22 protein-coding genes and 1 tRNA gene are annotated in these 18278 nt (G+C 28.3%); 15 read left to right on the top strand and 8 right to left on the bottom strand.

The window, feature by feature from the left end; genetic code table 11:
* Positions 1–38 precede the first annotated feature (38 nt).
* From AC5SL3_RS05290 to AC5SL3_RS05300, 3 genes are read left to right on the top strand one after another with little or no spacing between them, the layout of a single operon-like run.
* Entirely contained in the window at positions 39–476 is a 438-nt protein-coding gene (locus AC5SL3_RS05290) for a MarR family winged helix-turn-helix transcriptional regulator (RefSeq protein WP_494577791.1), read from the top strand.
* Complete coding sequence (locus AC5SL3_RS05295; protein WP_271616063.1) at positions 469–1146, top strand: response regulator; 678 nt, start codon at positions 469–471, stop codon at positions 1144–1146. Before AC5SL3_RS05290 ends, AC5SL3_RS05295 begins: the two co-directional genes overlap by 8 nt.
* The gene (locus tag AC5SL3_RS05300) at positions 1127–2446 is read left to right on the top strand and encodes an ATP-binding protein (RefSeq protein WP_494577793.1); all 1320 of its coding nucleotides are present in this window, start codon (positions 1127–1129) and stop codon (positions 2444–2446) included. The genes AC5SL3_RS05295 and AC5SL3_RS05300 overlap by 20 nt, the downstream gene beginning before the upstream one ends.
* Here the strand turns inward: AC5SL3_RS05300 and AC5SL3_RS05305 are convergent.
* The gene (locus tag AC5SL3_RS05305; RefSeq protein ID WP_006997818.1) at positions 2424–2678 is read right to left on the bottom strand and encodes a hypothetical protein; all 255 of its coding nucleotides are present in this window, start codon (positions 2676–2678) and stop codon (positions 2424–2426) included. The two genes, AC5SL3_RS05300 and AC5SL3_RS05305, sit on opposite strands and share 23 nt — an antisense overlap.
* A 46-nt stretch (positions 2679–2724) precedes the next feature.
* Here AC5SL3_RS05305 and lgt point away from each other — a divergent pair, with 46 nt between their 5' ends.
* Genes lgt through ychF form a run of 7 tightly spaced genes read left to right on the top strand, consistent with a single transcriptional unit; the run spans position 2725 to position 8643 of the window.
* A complete protein-coding gene (lgt, locus tag AC5SL3_RS05310; protein ID WP_018413529.1) occupies positions 2725–3495 on the top strand; it encodes a prolipoprotein diacylglyceryl transferase in 771 nt (256 codons plus the stop codon).
* On the top strand, positions 3485–4528 hold the full coding sequence (locus AC5SL3_RS05315) for an SAM-dependent methyltransferase (protein WP_494577795.1): 1044 nt from the start codon (positions 3485–3487) through the stop codon (positions 4526–4528). The genes lgt and AC5SL3_RS05315 overlap by 11 nt, the downstream gene beginning before the upstream one ends.
* 4 nt (positions 4529–4532) lie before the next feature.
* Positions 4533–5294, top strand: coding sequence for a peptidoglycan editing factor PgeF (gene pgeF, locus AC5SL3_RS05320; protein ID WP_494578791.1), 762 nt, complete (start codon positions 4533–4535; stop codon positions 5292–5294).
* Between the two features lie 6 nt (positions 5295–5300).
* Positions 5301–6233: a ribose-phosphate pyrophosphokinase gene (locus AC5SL3_RS05325; protein WP_006997814.1), complete on the top strand. Its 933-nt coding sequence runs from the start codon at positions 5301–5303 to the stop codon at positions 6231–6233.
* 44 nt (positions 6234–6277) lie between these two features.
* Positions 6278–6964 (top strand): 50S ribosomal protein L25/general stress protein Ctc, encoded by a 687-nt coding sequence (locus AC5SL3_RS05330; RefSeq protein WP_011281467.1) that lies wholly within the window; start codon positions 6278–6280, stop codon positions 6962–6964.
* Between the two features lie 45 nt (positions 6965–7009).
* Entirely contained in the window at positions 7010–7570 is a 561-nt protein-coding gene (gene pth / locus AC5SL3_RS05335) for an aminoacyl-tRNA hydrolase (RefSeq protein WP_006997812.1), read from the top strand.
* Positions 7570–8643, top strand: a complete 1074-nt coding sequence (gene ychF, locus AC5SL3_RS05340; protein WP_494577798.1) for a redox-regulated ATPase YchF — start codon at positions 7570–7572, stop codon at positions 8641–8643. The genes pth and ychF overlap by 1 nt, the downstream gene beginning before the upstream one ends.
* On the opposite strand, the gene AC5SL3_RS05345 is transcribed toward ychF, so the two are convergent.
* The 3 genes from AC5SL3_RS05345 to petA are packed head-to-tail and all read right to left on the bottom strand — an operon-like array spanning position 8620 to position 11182.
* Positions 8620–9399: a cytochrome c1 gene (locus AC5SL3_RS05345; protein WP_006997810.1), complete on the bottom strand. Its 780-nt coding sequence runs from the start codon at positions 9397–9399 to the stop codon at positions 8620–8622. The two genes, ychF and AC5SL3_RS05345, sit on opposite strands and share 24 nt — an antisense overlap.
* 4 nt (positions 9400–9403) lie before the next feature.
* Positions 9404–10663: a cytochrome b gene (locus tag AC5SL3_RS05350; protein WP_006997809.1), complete on the bottom strand. Its 1260-nt coding sequence runs from the start codon at positions 10661–10663 to the stop codon at positions 9404–9406.
* Positions 10664–10672: 9 nt separating this feature from the next.
* On the bottom strand, positions 10673–11182 hold the full coding sequence (gene petA / locus AC5SL3_RS05355; protein ID WP_494577800.1) for a ubiquinol-cytochrome c reductase iron-sulfur subunit: 510 nt from the start codon (positions 11180–11182) through the stop codon (positions 10673–10675).
* 86 nt (positions 11183–11268) lie between these two features.
* On the opposite strand from petA, the gene AC5SL3_RS05360 reads away from it, so the two are divergent.
* From AC5SL3_RS05360 to greA, 3 genes are read left to right on the top strand one after another with little or no spacing between them, the layout of a single operon-like run.
* Complete coding sequence (locus AC5SL3_RS05360) at positions 11269–11730, top strand: tRNA (cytidine(34)-2'-O)-methyltransferase (protein ID WP_006997807.1); 462 nt, start codon at positions 11269–11271, stop codon at positions 11728–11730.
* The gene (hemF, locus tag AC5SL3_RS05365) at positions 11730–12557 is read left to right on the top strand and encodes an oxygen-dependent coproporphyrinogen oxidase (RefSeq protein ID WP_006997806.1); all 828 of its coding nucleotides are present in this window, start codon (positions 11730–11732) and stop codon (positions 12555–12557) included. Before AC5SL3_RS05360 ends, hemF begins: the two co-directional genes overlap by 1 nt.
* Position 12558: 1 nt before the next feature.
* A complete protein-coding gene (greA, locus tag AC5SL3_RS05370; protein ID WP_006997805.1) occupies positions 12559–13035 on the top strand; it encodes a transcription elongation factor GreA in 477 nt (158 codons plus the stop codon).
* Here greA and AC5SL3_RS05375 read toward each other — a convergent pair.
* The 4 genes from AC5SL3_RS05375 to AC5SL3_RS05390 form a co-directional block, all read right to left on the bottom strand.
* Positions 13032–14306 (bottom strand): CCA tRNA nucleotidyltransferase, encoded by a 1275-nt coding sequence (locus tag AC5SL3_RS05375; protein ID WP_494577801.1) that lies wholly within the window; start codon positions 14304–14306, stop codon positions 13032–13034. The two genes, greA and AC5SL3_RS05375, sit on opposite strands and share 4 nt — an antisense overlap.
* Positions 14307–14309: 3 nt before the next feature.
* Positions 14310–14383 (bottom strand) — tRNA-Gln (locus AC5SL3_RS05380).
* Positions 14384–14415: 32 nt separating this feature from the next.
* Positions 14416–15261, bottom strand: coding sequence for a 4-(cytidine 5'-diphospho)-2-C-methyl-D-erythritol kinase (locus AC5SL3_RS05385; RefSeq protein WP_271767242.1), 846 nt, complete (start codon positions 15259–15261; stop codon positions 14416–14418).
* Positions 15262–15264: 3 nt separating this feature from the next.
* Positions 15265–16950 carry a tetratricopeptide repeat protein gene (locus AC5SL3_RS05390; protein WP_494577804.1) on the bottom strand — a complete coding sequence of 562 codons (1686 nt, stop codon included), beginning with the start codon at positions 16948–16950 and terminating at the stop codon, positions 15265–15267.
* A gap of 11 nt (positions 16951–16961) precedes the next feature.
* Between AC5SL3_RS05390 and AC5SL3_RS05395 the strand changes: the two genes are divergently transcribed.
* Positions 16962–17693, top strand: a complete 732-nt coding sequence (locus AC5SL3_RS05395) for a uracil-DNA glycosylase (RefSeq protein ID WP_494577806.1) — start codon at positions 16962–16964, stop codon at positions 17691–17693.
* Positions 17693–18253, top strand: a complete 561-nt coding sequence (gene rnhB / locus AC5SL3_RS05400) for a ribonuclease HII (protein ID WP_494577808.1) — start codon at positions 17693–17695, stop codon at positions 18251–18253. The genes AC5SL3_RS05395 and rnhB overlap by 1 nt, the downstream gene beginning before the upstream one ends.
* The last annotated feature ends 25 nt before the right edge of the window (positions 18254–18278 follow it).

The following is an 18278-nucleotide window of genomic DNA, read 5'->3' on the forward strand; positions in this document are numbered from 1 at the left end:
TCTTTGTATCTATAATATGTCAATATAACTTACCCATAATGAAAGAACTTTTATATTTAAAGGATAATCAGTTAAAACAGCTGATTGAAAAGTTATTTACAAGTTACCGTGAGTCTTTTTCGGATGCCAAAAAAACATTGGATAAATACTCTATAGGTATAGCTCACCACAAAGTTTTACATCTATTATCAATGTATAAAGGGATTACAATTTCTGATCTATTAAAGAAGTTAAAGGTTACCAAGCAGAGTTTAAATAGAGTTTTAAAAGATTTAATTAAACTTGATGTGGTTTTTTTTGAAAAAGATCAACAAGACACAAGAGTAAAACACATTTTTTTAAATGAAAAAGGAGAAAAAATTTTTGACGAAATATTTTCGATACAAAAAAAAAGAGTTTATAATGCTCTTTTAAATTCAAGCTCAGATCAAGTTTTAAACTTTGACAATGTTTTAAAGAAGATAATTAATGAATGATTTTATAGCCCATATTTTAGTTGTAGATGATGATGAGGGAATTAGATCCCTAATTAAACAATATTTAAATGAAAATAATTTTCTGGTTACTACATCAAATAGTGCAGAAAATGCAGAAGAAAAAATTTCAATAATTAAATTTGATTTAATCGTTTTGGATATAATGATGACAGGCAAAAGTGGGTTGGATTTTATCAAACAAAATAAATCTAAAATTGATACCCCTATAATTTTATTAACAGCTAAAGGGGAAGCTGAAAATAGAGTTGAAGGTTTAGAGATAGGTGCTGATGATTATTTACCAAAACCATTTGAGCCAAAAGAACTTATTTTAAGAATAAAAAATATTTTAAATAAAACAAAAAGAAATGATGAAAAAAGAATTATAACCTTTGATAATATTAAAATTGATCTTAACAAACTTTTAATCATAAAAAATGATATTGAATATAAAATAAATAGTACTGAAAAAATTATATTAGAAAAAATGATTAACAATCCTGGCAAAACCTTTTCAAGAGAAGATATTGGCAAACTAACTGATCTTGATAAAGAAAGGTCAATAGATGTGATAATTACAAGACTTAGAAAAAAAATTGAAATGGACCCAAAAAATCCAAAATACTTACAAACTTTAAGAGGTGCTGGCTATGTTTTATGGATTGAATAATTTTGGAAAAAATTTACTACCAAAAAGATTATTTTATAGAGCTTTATTAATCGTAGCAGTTCCAATAATTGTTCTTCAAGTAGTCATATCGATTGTTTTTTTTGATAGTCTTTGGATTAAAACAAATAAAGGTATGACAAGAGCATTAATCGGTGAGATGAAAGCATTCATAACAGCTTACGATAATGGAAAATATAATAATAACGACCTGTCAGGCTTATTCTCAATTTATTTAGATCTTAATGTTCAATTTAAAAAAGATGATTTATTTGAAAAAGCTCAAAAAGAAAGATGGTTTAGTCCAATAGATAGAACACTTAGAAGAGAACTGAAATCTAATATGGGCACTCAAAATTTCTGGTTCGATACAACAAGTTATAAAGAGCTTATTCATATAAATATTAAACATAACGAGGGTTACTTTGAATTTTTTATTCCAAAAGACAGGGTTGCAAGCTCATCTGCTAGAATATTTGCGTTATGGATCACTATACCAGCTCTACTAATGATAACCATAGCTATACTATTTCTAAAAAATCAAACTAGACCAATTATAAACCTGGCTAAAGCTGCAGAAAGATTTGGTAAAGGAGAAAACATTGACGAGTATAGACCATCAGGTGCCTTAGAGATCAGAAAAGCAGGTTTAGAATTTGATAAAATGAGAAAAAGAATAATGAGACACCTAAATCAAAGATCTGAAATGTTGTCTGGCATAAGCCATGATTTAAGAACACCCTTAACAAGACTAAAACTTCAGCTATCTTTTATGAAAGATAAAGATTTATCAAAAAAAATGTCTTTAGATATAGATGAAATGGAAAAAATGCTTAATGAATATCTGCAGTTTACAAGTTCATCATATTTAGAAAAAGATGAAACCTTTGATATTTCAGAATTAATCGAAACTACAATAAAAAATTATAATAATGATAAAATAACCAAAGAAATAATTCCAAGAATTTACCTGAATGGAAGAAAAAATTTAATACAAAGATCTATAAATAATTTAATTGATAATTCAATTAAATATGCTGAAAATATAAATTTTCATCTATCAAAAAAAGATAGTAACATAATAATTACTATTGATGATGATGGAGTCGGTATTCCTAAAGAAGAGTTCGAGAATGTTTTCAAACCATTTTATAAAGTAGATAAAAGTAGAGGGGATTCTAAATCTAGTGTTGGTCTTGGATTGTCAATTACATCTGACATAATCAAATCCCATGGAGGTAATATTTTATTAGATAAATCTCCTTTAAACGGCCTTAGAGTTAAGATTTTTTTACCTTTGTAGATTTTTTATTTGGACTTTTTTTTTCAAATTTGTTGATTTTTTTTTCTAAATTTTCAACTCTTTTAATTAATATATCCATTTCTTCTTTGCTAGTTAATTTCATTTTAAAAATGATCTCTTCTCTTTTAGATCTTAAAACATTTATTATTTCAGAACTTAAATCTTTATAAGAAATTAGCCCTTGTTCAAATAGCTTTGTTAATTTATCAATTACAAATTTTGATTTTGTCATATATTCGCTTATAAAATTAATATACTTTATACGTAGTTTTTTAAAAATGTTTATTAATAATTTTGACCCAGTTGCGTTTCAAATATTTTCATTAGAAATCAGATGGTATTCTTTGGCTTATATTGTGGGTATTGCACTTGGTTGGCTGTATTGTAAAAAAAAATTAATAAAAGACTCTCATATTCTTCAGCTATTTGATGACTTTATAACCTATCTCATTATAGGTATGATTTTGGGAGGTCGGCTTGGTTATACTTTATTTTATAATCTAAAATATTATTTAGATAACCCTATAGAAATATTGATGGTTTGGAATGGAGGAATGTCATTTCATGGTGCTTTAATTGGAATTATAATTGCATCAATATTGTTCTCAAAAAAACACAATACAAATTCGTTTATATTTTTAGACTTGGTTGCCCTATCTGCTCCAATTGGAATCTTTTTTGGTAGAATTGCCAATTTTATAAACTCAGAGCTTTATGGAAGAGCTACAGACCTTCCTTGGTCAGTTCAATTTGTCCTAATAGATAATATCAAAAGGCACCCTTCACAATTATATGAGGCTTTTTTTGAGGGAATAATTCTTTTCTTTGTACTTGGGTATTTTTTTAAAAAAGATTATTTAAAAGTACCTGGAAAAATCTCTGCTTTATTCCTGGTCTTTTATTCTCTATTTAGATTTTTTATAGAGTTTTTCAGATCTCCAGATCCACAAATCGGTTACTTAGTTTTGAATCTAACATTAGGTCAATTGATAAGTGTTCTTTTTTTTCTGACTGGGGTTTACCTTTTATCTTCAAAAAATGAAAATTAAGAATAATCAGTCGTTTACCCTAGATAAATTTATAGAGGAGTCTCTTTATAATAAAACATCAGGCTACTACATGAAAAAAAATCCCTTTGGCAAAAAGGGTGATTTCATAACTTCACCCAACATATCTGTATTATTTTCAGAAATGATTGCAATTTGGGTGGTTTCATTTTGGCAAAATCTAGGTTGCCCTAAAAAATTTAATTTAATCGAATTAGGGGCCGGTAATGGTGAAATGATGAAAGTTTTAGTCAATACCTTTGAAAAATTTCAAATATTTAAAAATTCTTGTCACATTAAGATTTTAGAAAGAAGTAAATTGCTTCGAAAAAAACAAAAAATTAATATCAATAAAAAAAATATTCAATGGTTAAATGATTTAAGCGAATTAGATAATTCGCCATGTATTTTTTTGGCAAACGAATTTTTTGACGCCTTACCTATTAAACAATTCATAAAGAAAGAAAGAAAATGGTTTGAAAGACATGTCAGATTTTTTAACAATAAATTTGAGTATTTTGATGTTCCTTTTGATATGGAAAAATTTGAAAATAAAATTAAATTTAAAATTACAAAACAACAGAACTTAATTGAGTATTCACCACAATCAACCGAATACCTAGAAATTATCTTCAATAAGATTAAACGTAATAATGGTGGAATTTTAATAATAGATTATGCGTATACTGATAAAAAAATGAAAAATACCCTGCAAGCTGTATCGAAACATAAATATTGTGATGTACTAAAAAGGTTTGGTAATTCTGATATTACCTACAATTTAAGTTTTAGTTTATTAAATAGAATAGTTAAAGAATTAAGCTCACTTACCTCAATGAATACTACTCAAGGTGAATTTTTAACAAAACTTGGTATTCTTGAAAGAGCAGAAATATTGTCCAAGAAAATGTTATTTAGTGAAAAAGCTGATATTTATTTTAGAATAAAAAGACTTATAGATAAAAATCAAATGGGTGAATTGTTTAAAGTAATGCTAATAACAACAAATAAAAATAAATTTAAATTGGGGTTTTAAACTGATTAAGTCAAAGAAACTCAGTAAATTTAAAAACTTACAGCATGCTTTCTTTAATAGAAAGGGTGGAAAATCTCTAGGTATTTTTAAGAGCTTAAATTGTGGCCCTGGGTCCTTAGACAATAAAAAAAATGTTTTAAAAAATCTTCAAATCGTTCAAAGGAAAATTAAAACTAAGCTTAAAAAAATTATTTTACTAAAGCAAATTCACAGCAATAAATTTCATTTTATAGATAAAAATCTAAAACTTAAAAATTATAATTTTGAAGGAGATGCGCTAGTCACAAATAAAAAGGAATTTCCTATAGCTATATTAACTGCAGATTGTGCTCCAATACTTGTTTATGATGAGAAAGAAAAGATGATTGCTGCAATCCATGCTGGCTGGAAGGGTGCTTTCAAAGGGATAATTAAAAGAACCTTAAATTTTATGATAAAAAAAGGATGTGATCCTAAAAATGTTACTGCAGTTATTGGTCCGTGTATTTCAGTAAAAAATTATGAGGTAAAAAAAGATTTTATTAAAAAACTTATTAAAAAAGATGGAAAAAATAAAAAATTTTTTAAAAAAATTCAAAATAAAGATTTCTTTGATTTAAAGAAATATGTCCTTTCTCAATTAAAAGCCTTAAATATAAAGAAAATTGATATAATTAATAAGAATACATTTAATCCAAAAAATAATTTTTTTAGTGCACGAAGATCTATTAGCCGCAATGAGAATGATTATGGTAGAAATATTTCTGTAATTATGATTAATTCATAATATCTCATGAAATTATTAACTGGAAACAGCAATAAACCTCTAAGTAAAAATATTGCAAAATATTTAAAAACTAAGCTTGTAAACTCAAGTATAAAAAAGTTTTCTGATGGAGAAATTTATATAGAAATTAATGAAAATATTAGAGGTAATAGTATCTTTATAATTCAGTCTATTTCATCACCTGCAAACGACAACCTAATGGAATTACTACTTTGCATTGATGCTTTAAAAAGATCTTCAGCAAAAAATATTACTGCTGTTATTCCTTATTTTGGATATGCACGACAAGATCGAAAAGTAGTGCCTAGAACTTCTATTTCTGCAAAACTGGTTTCTAATTTAATTACTAAAGCAGGTGCTGACAGAGTTGTTACTGTAGACCTTCATGCAGGACAAATTCAGGGCTTTTTTGACATTCCTGTAGATAATTTATTTGCTACACCAATTTTTGCAAGACATGCTAAAAAAAATATTAAAAGTAAAAATATTATTTGTGTTGCACCAGACGTTGGTGGAACTGAAAGAGCGAGAGCACTTGGTAAAATTTTAAATGTGGAACTTGCTATTGTGGATAAAAGAAGACCTAAACCAGGACAATCCAAAGTTATGAATGTTATAGGAAATGTTAAAGGGAAAACCTGTATTATAGTTGATGATATAATTGATTCAGGTGGAACTATAGTAAACGCTGCGAAAGCTTTAAAGGATAGAGGTGCTAAAGAGGTTTATGTTTATATTACTCACGGAGTTTTAAGTGGAGAAGCAGTAGATAAAATTAAAAAATCAGTTATTAGAAAATTAGTAATAACGGATACAATTGATAATCACGATAAAATTAAAAATGTTAAAAATATAGAAGTTTTGCCTATTTCAGCACTTATGGGTGAGGCAATTAAAAGGATCTCTAACTCAACATCTGTATCCGATTTATTTAAATAATTATCTTGAGTTATTAAGAAACTTGGGCTAAAAGCCATCTTTTTATGAATTCACTTGATGCAAATACTAGAAATACTAAGTCAAAAGGAGATGTCCGTTCTCTTAGATCGGCTGGAAATATCCCTGGCATAATCTATGGGGGACCAGATCAAAATCAAAAAGTTACTGTATTAAAAAAAACATTAAAATCTTTAATAGATAAAGGAAGTTTCTTATCAAACATAATAACTCTTAATTTAGATGGCAAACCTCAAAATGTTTTACCAAGAGAAATTACTTATAACGTAATATCTGACGAGCCAACTCATATTGATTTTCTAAGAGTTGTACCAGGTGTAAAAATTAGAATAGAAGTGCCTGTGGTATTTATTAATCATGAAACTTCACCAGGCCTAAAAAGAGGTGGAGTACTAAACATTGTGAGAAGAAAAATAGAATTAAAATGTCCAAGTGAAAAAATTCCATCTGCAATAACTATTGATTTAGATGGGGTGGATATTGGGGAAAGTTTCAAAATATCTTCAGTAAAATTAGAAGAAGGTGTTACACCAACTATTATTGGAAGAGATTTTGTAATTGCAACTTTAGCAGCACCTACAGTGATGAAAGAGCCAGAAAAACCAGCTGAAGCTGAAGCAGAAGCAGCAGAAGATGGTAAAGAAGCAGCACCAGCAGCTGAGGGTGATAAAAAAGATGACGGCGAAAAAAAAGCCACTGAAGAAAAAAAATAATCAACTTATCATAGTGAAGACTCCTAGATACGATTTAAAAAAAATATGCTTTTATTTGTAGGCTTAGGAAATCCAACACCCGATAGCGAAAACAACAGACACAATATTGGTTTCAAATTAATTGATGCTCTTAATCAAAAGTTTGGTTTGTCTAAACAAAAACCAAAATTTAAAGGATTATTAACTACAGGTAATATTGAAGATAAAAAGGTTTATGCAATAAAACCATTAACCTTTATGAATAATTCTGGAATTTGTATAAGGGAATTAATTGAATACTTCAAAATTGATGCTGAAGATGTGATTGTCTTCCATGATGACCTTGACCTTGAATTTGGAAAAGTGAAAGCAAAATTTGCAGGATCAAGTGCAGGACATAATGGAATTGAATCTATAGATAAATTTATTGGTAAAGATTATTCAAGAGTTAGAATAGGAATTGGAAAACCCAAAACTAAGGCTGATGTTGCAGATCATGTATTAAAAGATTTTGATGAAGATGAAATGATACAACTAGAAAAAATTACTAAAAATATTATTGATTCAATGGCTATATTAATTGATAAAAAATTAGATTTATTCTCAAGCACTGTAAATAATAAATAATGAGTTTTAAGTGTGGAATTGTTGGCTTACCTAATGTTGGTAAATCTACACTATTTAATGCACTTACAAATTCTAGTAAGGCACAAGCAGCTAACTTCCCTTTTTGTACGATAGAGCCAAATGTTGGTGTGGTTCCTGTGCCAGATGAAAGACTAGACAAATTGGTAGAAATATCAAAATCAAAAAAAAAAATTAACACTACTATTGAGTTTGTAGATATAGCTGGACTAGTAGCGGGTGCCTCTAAAGGTGAAGGCTTAGGAAATAAATTCTTATCTCATATAAGAGAAGTCGATGCAGTCATTCATATGATCAGATGTTTTGACTCTGATGATATTCAAAATGTAAACCCAACTGTTGATCCAATTAGAGATTTGGAAATTATTGAAACAGAAATGATGTTGGCTGACCTTGAGTCAATACAAAAAAGATTAGAAAAAAATAATAAGAAAAATGTAGATGAGGAGCAATTAAAAATATTAGAAATTGCTTCTGACTGCATAAATAATTCTAAAGATATTCAAATACTTTATGAACAATTTGATAAAAAATTAATAAGCCAAAGTGGTTTATTGTCTTTAAAGCCTAAAATTTTTGTATGTAATGTTGATGAGGCAAGTGTTCAAAATGGAAATAAATACACTCAAGCATTTATTAATAAATATGGTGAAAAAAATACCTTAATAGTTTCGGCTGATATTGAGAACCAAATAAATCAATTAGAAAATGAAGAAAAAGAAAATTATATGGAGATGATTGGATTAAAAAGAACTGGTTTAAATATGTTAATTCAAAAAGGTTACAATATTTTAGAGCTAGACACTTATTTTACATCTGGGCCTGAAGAAACTAGAGCTTGGACTATCCAAAAAAATTGTACTGCACCAAAAGCAGCTGGTGAAATACACACTGATTTTGAAAAAGGTTTTATAAGAGCTGAAACAATTGCTTATGAAGACTTCATAGCTAATGATGGTTGGGTCAATTCAAAGACAAATGGAAAAATGAGACTTGAAGGAAAAGATTATATTGTCAAAGATGGTGATATATTAAACTTCAGATTCAATACGTGACCAAATTTTCTTCATACTAAAGTAAACTAGAATAGTTAAAATAATTAAATACAAGATAGCCTTAAAGCCCATCTTGTGTCTGCTTTCTAAATGAGGTTCAGCTGCCCACATTAAAAATGTTGTAACATCTTTTGCCATTTGCTCTTTAGATGCTGTAGTTCCATCACTATATTCTACCAAACCATCTGATAATGGTTCTGCCATCTTAATATTATTTCCATACATAAACTTGTTATAGTAAACACCATCATCAAGCGTTACACCACTCGGTGGATCTTCATAACCAAGTAGCAATGAGTAAATATAATCAACCCCACCAGTTCTAGCTTTTGCTAGCACAGACATATCAGGAGGATAAGCTCCTCCATTTGCTGCTTGAGCTGCTTTAACATTTTCATAAGGCATGACAAATTTATCAGATAACTTAGCGGGTCTTACAAACATTTCTCCATCATTATTGGGTCCATCTGTAATTTCAAAACTTGCAGCTATTGCTTTAGCCTGCTCTTCAGTAAACTCTGGTCCACCTGGCTCAAATAAGTTTCTATAACTTACATATTTCATTGAATGGCACGACGCACAAACCTCAGTATAAACTTGATATCCTCTTTGAAGTGAACCTCTGTCAAATTTTCCAAATAATCCCTTAAAACTCCAATCTGTTTTTAAAAGATCTACTTTTTCTGCAGCATTAACTGTAAGAGTTCCTACTAATAAAAAAATAATTGAATAACTAATTTTTAAAATATTTTTCACTTAATTAATCTAAACTTTCTTTTTTTTTAACAGCTGATGCCATTGGCATCCCTCCAAGTACTGGTTCTGTAATACTTAAGGGTAAAGGTATGGTTTTTTCTTTAAATCCTAATACCGGTAAGATTATTAAAAAGTGAATAAAGTAGTAAGCTGTGGCAACCCTGGCAATCAATAAGTAAAGCCCCTCAGCTGGCATCGCACCTACGTAACCTAGAACTAATACATCCACTACTAGTATCCAATAAAATTGTTTGTAAAGAGGTCTAAATACTGCTGATCTAATTTTTGAAGTATCTAGCCAAGGCAGTGCAGCTAAAATTAAAATTGCTGATAACATTGCAACTACTCCCATTAATTTATCAGGAACTGATCTTAGGATTGCATAAAATGGTAATAGATACCACTCTGGAACGATATGGGCTGGTGTTACCATTGGGTTTGCTTCTATATAATTATCTGCATGCCCTAAAATATTTGGTGAATAAAAAACAAAAAATGCAAATACAATCATAAACATTAATAATGCAAAGCCATCCTTGATCACAATATATGGATGGAATGGCACTGTATCCTTAGAAGGTTTTTTAACATCAATCCCCACTGGGTTATTGTTTCCAGGAACATGAAGCGCCCAAATATGAAGAACGACTAAGCCCAAGATTAAAAATGGTATTAAGTAATGTAATGTGAAAAACCTTGTTAAAGTTGGGTTATCTACAGAATAACCTCCCCACAACCAATTAACTATTCCCTCACCCACTAAAGGTATGGCACTAAAAAGATTTGTAATAACTGTTGCTCCCCAAAAACTCATCTGACCCCATGGTAAAACATAACCCATAAATGCTGCAGCCATCATTAAAAGGTAAATTATTATTCCAATAATCCAAATAATTTCTCTTGGAGATTTATATGATCCATAAAACAAAGATCTAAATATGTGAATATAAACTGCTAAGAAAAACATTGAAGCACCGTTTGCATGAATATATCTTATTAACCAACCATAGTTAACGTCCCGCATGATATGTTCAACACTTTCAAAAGCCATGTCAGCATGAGCAATGTAGTGCATAGCCAAAGTTAAACCAGTAACGATTTGTGTAATTAAACAAAAAGTTAAAATTCCACCAAATGTCCACCAATAATTTAAATTCTTAGGTGTTGGATAATCAGTTAAATGACTAGCGAGTGATAAAAGTGGAAGCCTGTCATTAAACCATTTTCCAAATTTTGAACTAGGAACGTACTCGTGATCACTCATAATTATTTATTATCCAATTTTAATAGTGTTGCTGTTAACAAATTCATATTTTGGAACTTCCATGTTTGTTGGAGCAGGACCTTTTCTAATTCTTCCAGAGATATCATAATGTGAACCATGACAAGGACAGAACCAACCATTGTAATCTCCTTTATCATTTAAAGGGACACATCCTAAATGTGTACAGACCCCTATCATTACTAGCCATTCTGGATCTTTCGCTCTATCTTCGTCCTTCTCTGGATCTTTTAAATCTTCCATCTTAACAGCTCTAGCTTCTGCTACTTCATCAGTAGTTCTTCTTTTAATAAAAACAGGTTTTCCTCTCCAAAGTACGGTGATTGTTTTTCCAGGCTGAACTGAACTAACATCAACTTCTGTACTAGCTAATGCTTTTACTGAAGCATCTGGGTTCATTTGATCAACTAAAGGCCAAACAACAGCCCCCACTCCAACAGCACCTACCGCATATGAGGCTGTAAATAAAAATTCTCTTCTTTCAGGTTTTTTTTCAGACATCTTTAATTTTTTGTATATTGTTATCTAATATATGATTTCATATAAGAAAAAAGTTTTTTTTCCACTGAAACAATGACACATAAAACATGAATTTGAGACCTAAAATAGCCTTATATGAACCTGATATTCCTCAAAATACAGCTGCTATTATCAGAACATGTGCGTGTCTAGGGGCTGATTTAGAAATAATTGAACCATGTGGTTTTTTATTCAGCGATAAAAGATTTAAAAGAGTTGTGATGGATTATATGGATGAAAAAATGATAAGATTTTATCAAAGTTCAGATGAATTTTTTAAATCAAAAAAGAATGAGAGAGTAATATTATTAACAACTAAATCAGCAGATTCTTATACTGACTTCAAATTTGAGAGTAATGATACACTTTTATTTGGAAGAGAAAGTGCTGGCGTACCAGACCATGTTCATAATTTAATTAAGTATAGGTTAAAAATACCCATGATGGACAATAAAAGATCTTTAAATATAGCCTCTTCAGTTGCTATAATTCTTTCAGAAAATTTAAGGCAAACTAACTTTAATAAATAATGGACAAAGAAATTAAAAAAAAACTTGCTTCTAATTGGTTTAAGTTGCTGCAAAACACAATTTGTAATGACATTGAAAAACTAGAAGGTAAGAAATCTAAGTTTAAATCTAAAACTTGGAATAGAAGTGAAATTAAGGATGAAGGTGGTGGAGAGTTTAGAATTTTAAAAAATGGTAAGATTTTTGAAAAAGTTGGTGTAAATTTTTCAGAAGTGCATGGAAAGTTTTCAAAAAAAATGAGTAAAAAAATCCCAGGTGCCTCTAAAAATCCAAATTTTTGGGCATCAGGAATTTCTATTGTAATGCATATGAAAAATCCTCATGTTCCAGCAATTCATTTTAACACTAGATTTATCTACACAACACATGGATGGTTTGGTGGTGGTATGGACGTAACCCCTTGCATCCAAGATCTTAAAGAAAAAAGCTTCCTTCATACTGAATTAAAAAAAATGTGTGATCGACATGATAAAAAATTTTATAAAAAATATAAAAAGTGGTGTGATGAATATTTTTATTTACCCCATAGAAAAGAAACAAGGGGAATTGGTGGTATTTTTTTTGATTACAAAAAAAAAGATTGGGAGAAAGACTTTAAATTTGTAACAGATCTTGGAGTTACCTTTCAAATGTTATTTAACTCGATAATACAATTGAAACACAAAAAGAAATGGACTGTAAAACAAAAGGAGATACAATATATTAAAAGAGGTAGATATGCTGAGTTTAACTTACTATATGATAGAGGAACAAAATTTGGCCTACAAACAGGTGGTAATGTTGAGGCAATATTAATGTCTTTACCTCCAATAGCAAAATGGAATTAAAATGGATAAAGAACCAATAACAGCAGATGGTCTTGAAAGTTTAAAGGAAGAGTTAATTTTTTTAAAAGAAAAAAAAAGACCTCAAATAGTTGCTGCGATATCTGAAGCAAGATCTCATGGAGATCTGAAAGAGAATGCTGAATATCATGCTGCAAAAGAAGAACAATCTCATAACGAAGGAAGGATTACAGAAATAAATGATATTATTGCAAGAGCAAATGTTATTGATGTAACCAAAATGAGTAATGATGGCAAAGTCATCTTTGGCTCAACTGTAGATTTAGAAAATTTGGATACTGGAGAAAAAATTACCTATAAAATAGTTGGAAAAGATGAGGCTGACCTTCAAAAAAAACTGATATTTTTTCAATCACCTATAGGTAGAGGTTTAATTGGAAAAAACAAAAATGATTTAGTTGAAATTAAAACTCCTGCAGGTGTAAAAAACTTTGAAATTAAAGATGTTAAGTACGTTTAATTACTTACTATTTTTTGAAGTTCTTTATCTGAAATTTTAAAATTATTACTAGTCCAGACTTCTTCTATTGCTTTTAACTTCTGTCCCAGCTCCCTTCCCTCAGGAATTTGATATTTTTCCATCAAAGTACTAGCTTTAAATGGCATAACAGGCATTTCTTTTTTTTTAAAAATTTCAATCATTTTAATTAACTTATTGTCTACTTTTTTGGATTTAAAAATTTTAAAATAAAGAACATCTAATAATGCCTCCCTACCATTAAAATAAAAAATTTTATTTAGATTTTTTTCTGAAAAGGTTTGGTTCATATTTTTTTCTAAATTAAACTTATCTAAAAATATAAGTCTTTTTTGATCTTTTTTGGATAAATTAAATTTATAAATAAAGTAATCTACATTATCAGTTCCATCAATAATCATTAAAGATAATAAGAAAATAAAGTCCATTTCAAGAAAGTTTTTTTTTGCAAAACTATTCATTTTATTGAATAGAGAAATATTTTTTATTTGTGGAAAAATAAGATTTATAATTTCTAAACAATCCTTATCCTTAGTTAACTTTAGAAAACCATTTGATTTTAATAATTTTTGAAATTCATCTATTAATCTTTCTGAGGAAATACTTGAAACACCACTTAGGTTTTTTTTAATTGCTTTAATAACTTGTGGGTCATGACTATGCTTAGAATAACTAAGAAAAAATCTGACATATCTTAATACCCTTAAATAATCTTCTTTAATTCTAGTTTCTACATCTCCAATAAAATTAATTTTTCCACTTTCTAAATCTTTTTTTCCATCAAATGGGTCAAATAAACTTCCTTCAATATCCGCGTAAATAGAATTGATGGTAAAATCTCTTCTAGAAGCATCTTCTTTCCAGCTATCAGAGAACTCTACTTTTGCATGTCGTCCATCTGTATCAATGTCTTTTCTTAATGATGTAATCTCAAACTTTATATCATTAATTAACGCTGTAATTGTTCCATGTTCTATTCCACTCTCGTAATATTTTATGTCCTTTTTAGTAAGAGCCTCACATACCTTTTTTGGATTTAAATTAACTGCTAAATCTATGTCGTCATATGCTTCTTTATTAATAATCTTTCTTACACATCCACCTACATACCGGATTTCACTATTGCTAGAGTATGAATGAATTGCTTCAAATATTTTTGAAACTTCTGTTTTCTTTTTAATATTTTTGAAGCCTAAATTTATGTGATTAAGATTTTGAGATCTAAAAAAAATTTTATCTAATAAGTTATTCATATATGGCTGGCCCACAAGGATTCGAACCTCGGATCTCTGTACCAAAAACAGATGTGATACCACTTCACCATGGGCCAATATTAGTTGCATATATCACAAAAAAAAAAAATTATATAGTTTTTGATTCAATGCACCAGTGGTTATTAAATTTTCGTTTATATTGGCTACATGCTTTTTTGCAGGCCTTTTTAGAATGAAAATAAGCCACTATTGAGGATCCTGATCCAGACATTCTAACAAATAGGGTGTTGGGTAAACCATTGAGGTAGGATTTAATTCTTTTAAGTTCTGGATATTTATTTAAGGCAACCTTTTCAAGATCATTGTCTAAATTTTTTAAATATTTTGCTTCAAATAGTTTCTGTTTAGGAGGGTTAAATTGAGGTTTGGAGAATGAATCAACTTTAGAATAAATATATTTTGTAGAACATCCAAAGTTAGGTTTCGTAACTAATATATGAAATTTAATTTTATTTTTGAATTTTTTAATATCTCCATTAGATAAAAGAATAGCAAGTGATGGCTTTATACCTAAAATCACATCTGATCCTATTTCATTACTTATTTTTTTTGAGTCATTTTTTTTTATTTTAATTAATTTTTTTTTAATAAAAAAATTTAATAGACTGGCAGCATTCATAGACCCACCTCCCATTCCAGCTTTTTGAGGTATATTTTTTATAACTTTAATTTCAAATTTTTTATTATTCAAAAGTTTTTTGTTATCTAAAATTTTTAACAATTTTGAAATAGTATTAATTTTACTGATGTTTTTAGAAAATCTTCCAATAAAATTAATTTTATGCTGTTTTGTATTGCTTTCTGTTATTGTAATTAAATCATGTAAATCGATAAAAGAAATTAAACTTTCGATATTATGAAGCTTTGATTTTTTTCCTGTAACGTTTAGAGCTAAATTTATCTTTGCATAAGACTTTATCTTAAAACTATTCATAATTTAGGAATTTTTTAATCCCTCTAATAATTTATTTTTAATAGTTTCTTTCATGGCATCTTCGGTCTCATCTAAATTTAAAACAGCTTGCCAAAAATATCTTGCTTGAATTTTTCTATCAAGCTGCCAAAGAATATCACCGTAATGATCATTAACTACTGGATCCTGAGGCATTAATTCAACTGCTCTTTTAAGAAAATTTTCTGCTTTTTCATATTCGTCGACTAAGTAATATGCCCAACCGATTGAATCAATAATGTATGGATCATTACTTCTGGCTTCATAAGCTTTTTCAAGCATTTTAAGAGCAGTATCAATTTTATGCTCTCTTTCTAACCACGAGTAAGCTAAATAATTTAAAACATAAGCATCATCTGGGTTAGCTTCTAGAGACTTTAATAAGTCTTTATCTGCTTTTACATAATCTCCTGATCTCTCGTAACTTCCTCCACGCCTATATAATATTTCAGCGTATAAGTCAGAATTAACATTCATTTTTAAAAGTATTTGATCATAAAAATTTATTGCTTCAATATATTTTTTTGCATTTTTATGCATATTTGCAATATCAAATATAATTTTTTTATTTGGGTTTTTAATTTCTTTAAATTTTTCATTGATAAATTTTAGAGATGCTTCTTTATTATTTTTTTTTAAAATAATTTGAGACTCTTTTTTTAACTTAAACCAATAATAAAATTCATGCTTTTTATCAAATGCTTCAAGAGTTTTTAATGTATTGGAATAATCATCACTCAAATAATAATTTTCAGCTAATAAAGACAAATTGAAAATAAATTTAGGATTTAAATAGTTAGCTATATTTAAATAAAAATTTGATTTCTCATAATCATTCTGAGAGGAATAGAGATTTGCTATTAGAAAAAATAGTTCACTAACAATGTCATTCGAATTTGTACATGAAAAAATTTCTTGAAAATTATCTAAGTTTTTATCTTCTATCCATTTTTTACCTTGAGAAATTAATACTGATGAATTTAAATAATCAAAATTATTAGTAACTTTTTTTGCCTTATCGTAATTATCTTTCTTGATTAAATAACTGATCAAAAAAAATACATACCTTGAATAATCAGCATCGTTTTGTGAATTAATTAATGTATTAAAATATCTCTCTGTATCTTTATCATTTAAATAACATCTTTGAAAAACTTCGTTAATAAATGAAAAATTTCCAAACGTATTAGTTTGTTTCACTAATTTTTTTTCTTCAAAAACTGATAAATATTGCTTGAAGGTTTCTGCAATGATTAATGAAAGTCTATCATTGTTAATAAATTCATATGATCTATCAATATAAACTTTACTTTTTTTAAAGTTTTTTTTCTTTAAACTATCAACTGCCAGCAACAGATTAGCCTGAAAAAAGTCAGAGTTGTTTTTTGTTGAGTTCTGTTTAACTTGATTAATTGCTTTCTTAACTTTGCCATCAAGTACTAAGGAAAATACATACCTCTCAAGATAGGCATCATGCTGTTTTATTAATATTTTTGATGAATTAAAAAATTTTAAAGCTTCTGTATTATCTAGATTTTCATAAGCTACAATTCCTGAAAAATAATTAGACAAATACCTTGCATTAAAATCATTTAAACTGGTATTTTTTGAGTATAATGGACTCTGATAAAGTATTAATATTAAAAAGAATTTAAAAAACTTTACCAACATTTGACCATTCTATGTCTAAAAAAGTAATAAATCAAAAAACGAATTTTGACTCTGAGTTCTTAAACTCTACTGGATCTGACTTTATTTTTGATGAAAAACCAATCAATAGACTAAAAAATACTAGCAATGATTTAAAAAAAGATCTGAGTATTCAAAAAATAGATAAAGTTAAAGAGCTTGAAAATCTTAAAGAACAAATAAACTCAATTAGTGATTGTAACTTAAAGAATAATTCAAAAAAGATAATTTTAGGAGATGGGAATATTAATAGCTCAATAATGATAATTGGTGAAGCCCCAGGCATTGAAGAAGATAACGCCGGATTAACTTTTATGGGTGAAGTAGGAGATCTTTTAAAAAAAATGCTGATTGCAATAAACATTAAAAAACAAAATATTTACACAACTTATGCTGTAAACTTTAGACCTCCTGAGGATCGAAAACCAAACTCTACAGAAATTAAAAGATATTCCCAATTTTTACAAAAACATATTTCAATAATAAATCCTAAAATAATAATTCTTATGGGTAGTACTGCTATGGAATCTTTAACAGGTTTAAATAGCAAAATTTCTATTGAGCGAGGAAAATGGAAGGAAGTAATTATCAAAAATACAAGTTACAACGTTATCATAACTTTTAATCCCTCTTATCTTTTAAGAGCTCCTGAAAATAAAAAACATTCATGGGATGACTTAAAAAGGATTAAACAAAAAATCTTAGATCTAAAACTATCCATTTAATGAAAATTTTAGCAGGTGTTGATGAAGTTGGCAGAGGAAGTTTAATTGGGCCTGTTTATGCAGCAGCTATCATATTAAATAATTCTATTGATAAAAAATTATTGAAAGATTCAAAAACTCTAACAAAGGACAAAAGAGAAGAGCTTGAAAAATATATTAAAAAAAATTCTATATGGGCTATAGGCCAGGCATCGACTAAAGAAATTGAAAAAATTAATATATTGCACGCAAGTTTACTTGCAATGAAAAGAGCTATTCTTAAATTGAAAACAAAACCTTCACTTGTTTTAATTGATGGCAACAAACTGCCTGATCTTAAAAACTATAAATTAAAATATGTAATTAAAGGAGATCAAAAAATTCCAAGCATTTCTGCTGCATCAATTGTTGCAAAAGTCAGTAGAGATAAATTTATTACAAAACTTTCAAAAGAGTTTAATAATTATGGATGGGATACAAACTCTGGTTATGGAACCAAAGAACATTTAAACGCAATTAAGAAATTTGGTATTACTAAATATCATCGAAAAACTTTCTCACCTATTTGTGATCTTTTATAATTTTCACGTGTAACAGCACAACATC

Source organism: Candidatus Pelagibacter sp. PS_34 (genome assembly GCF_059417845.1).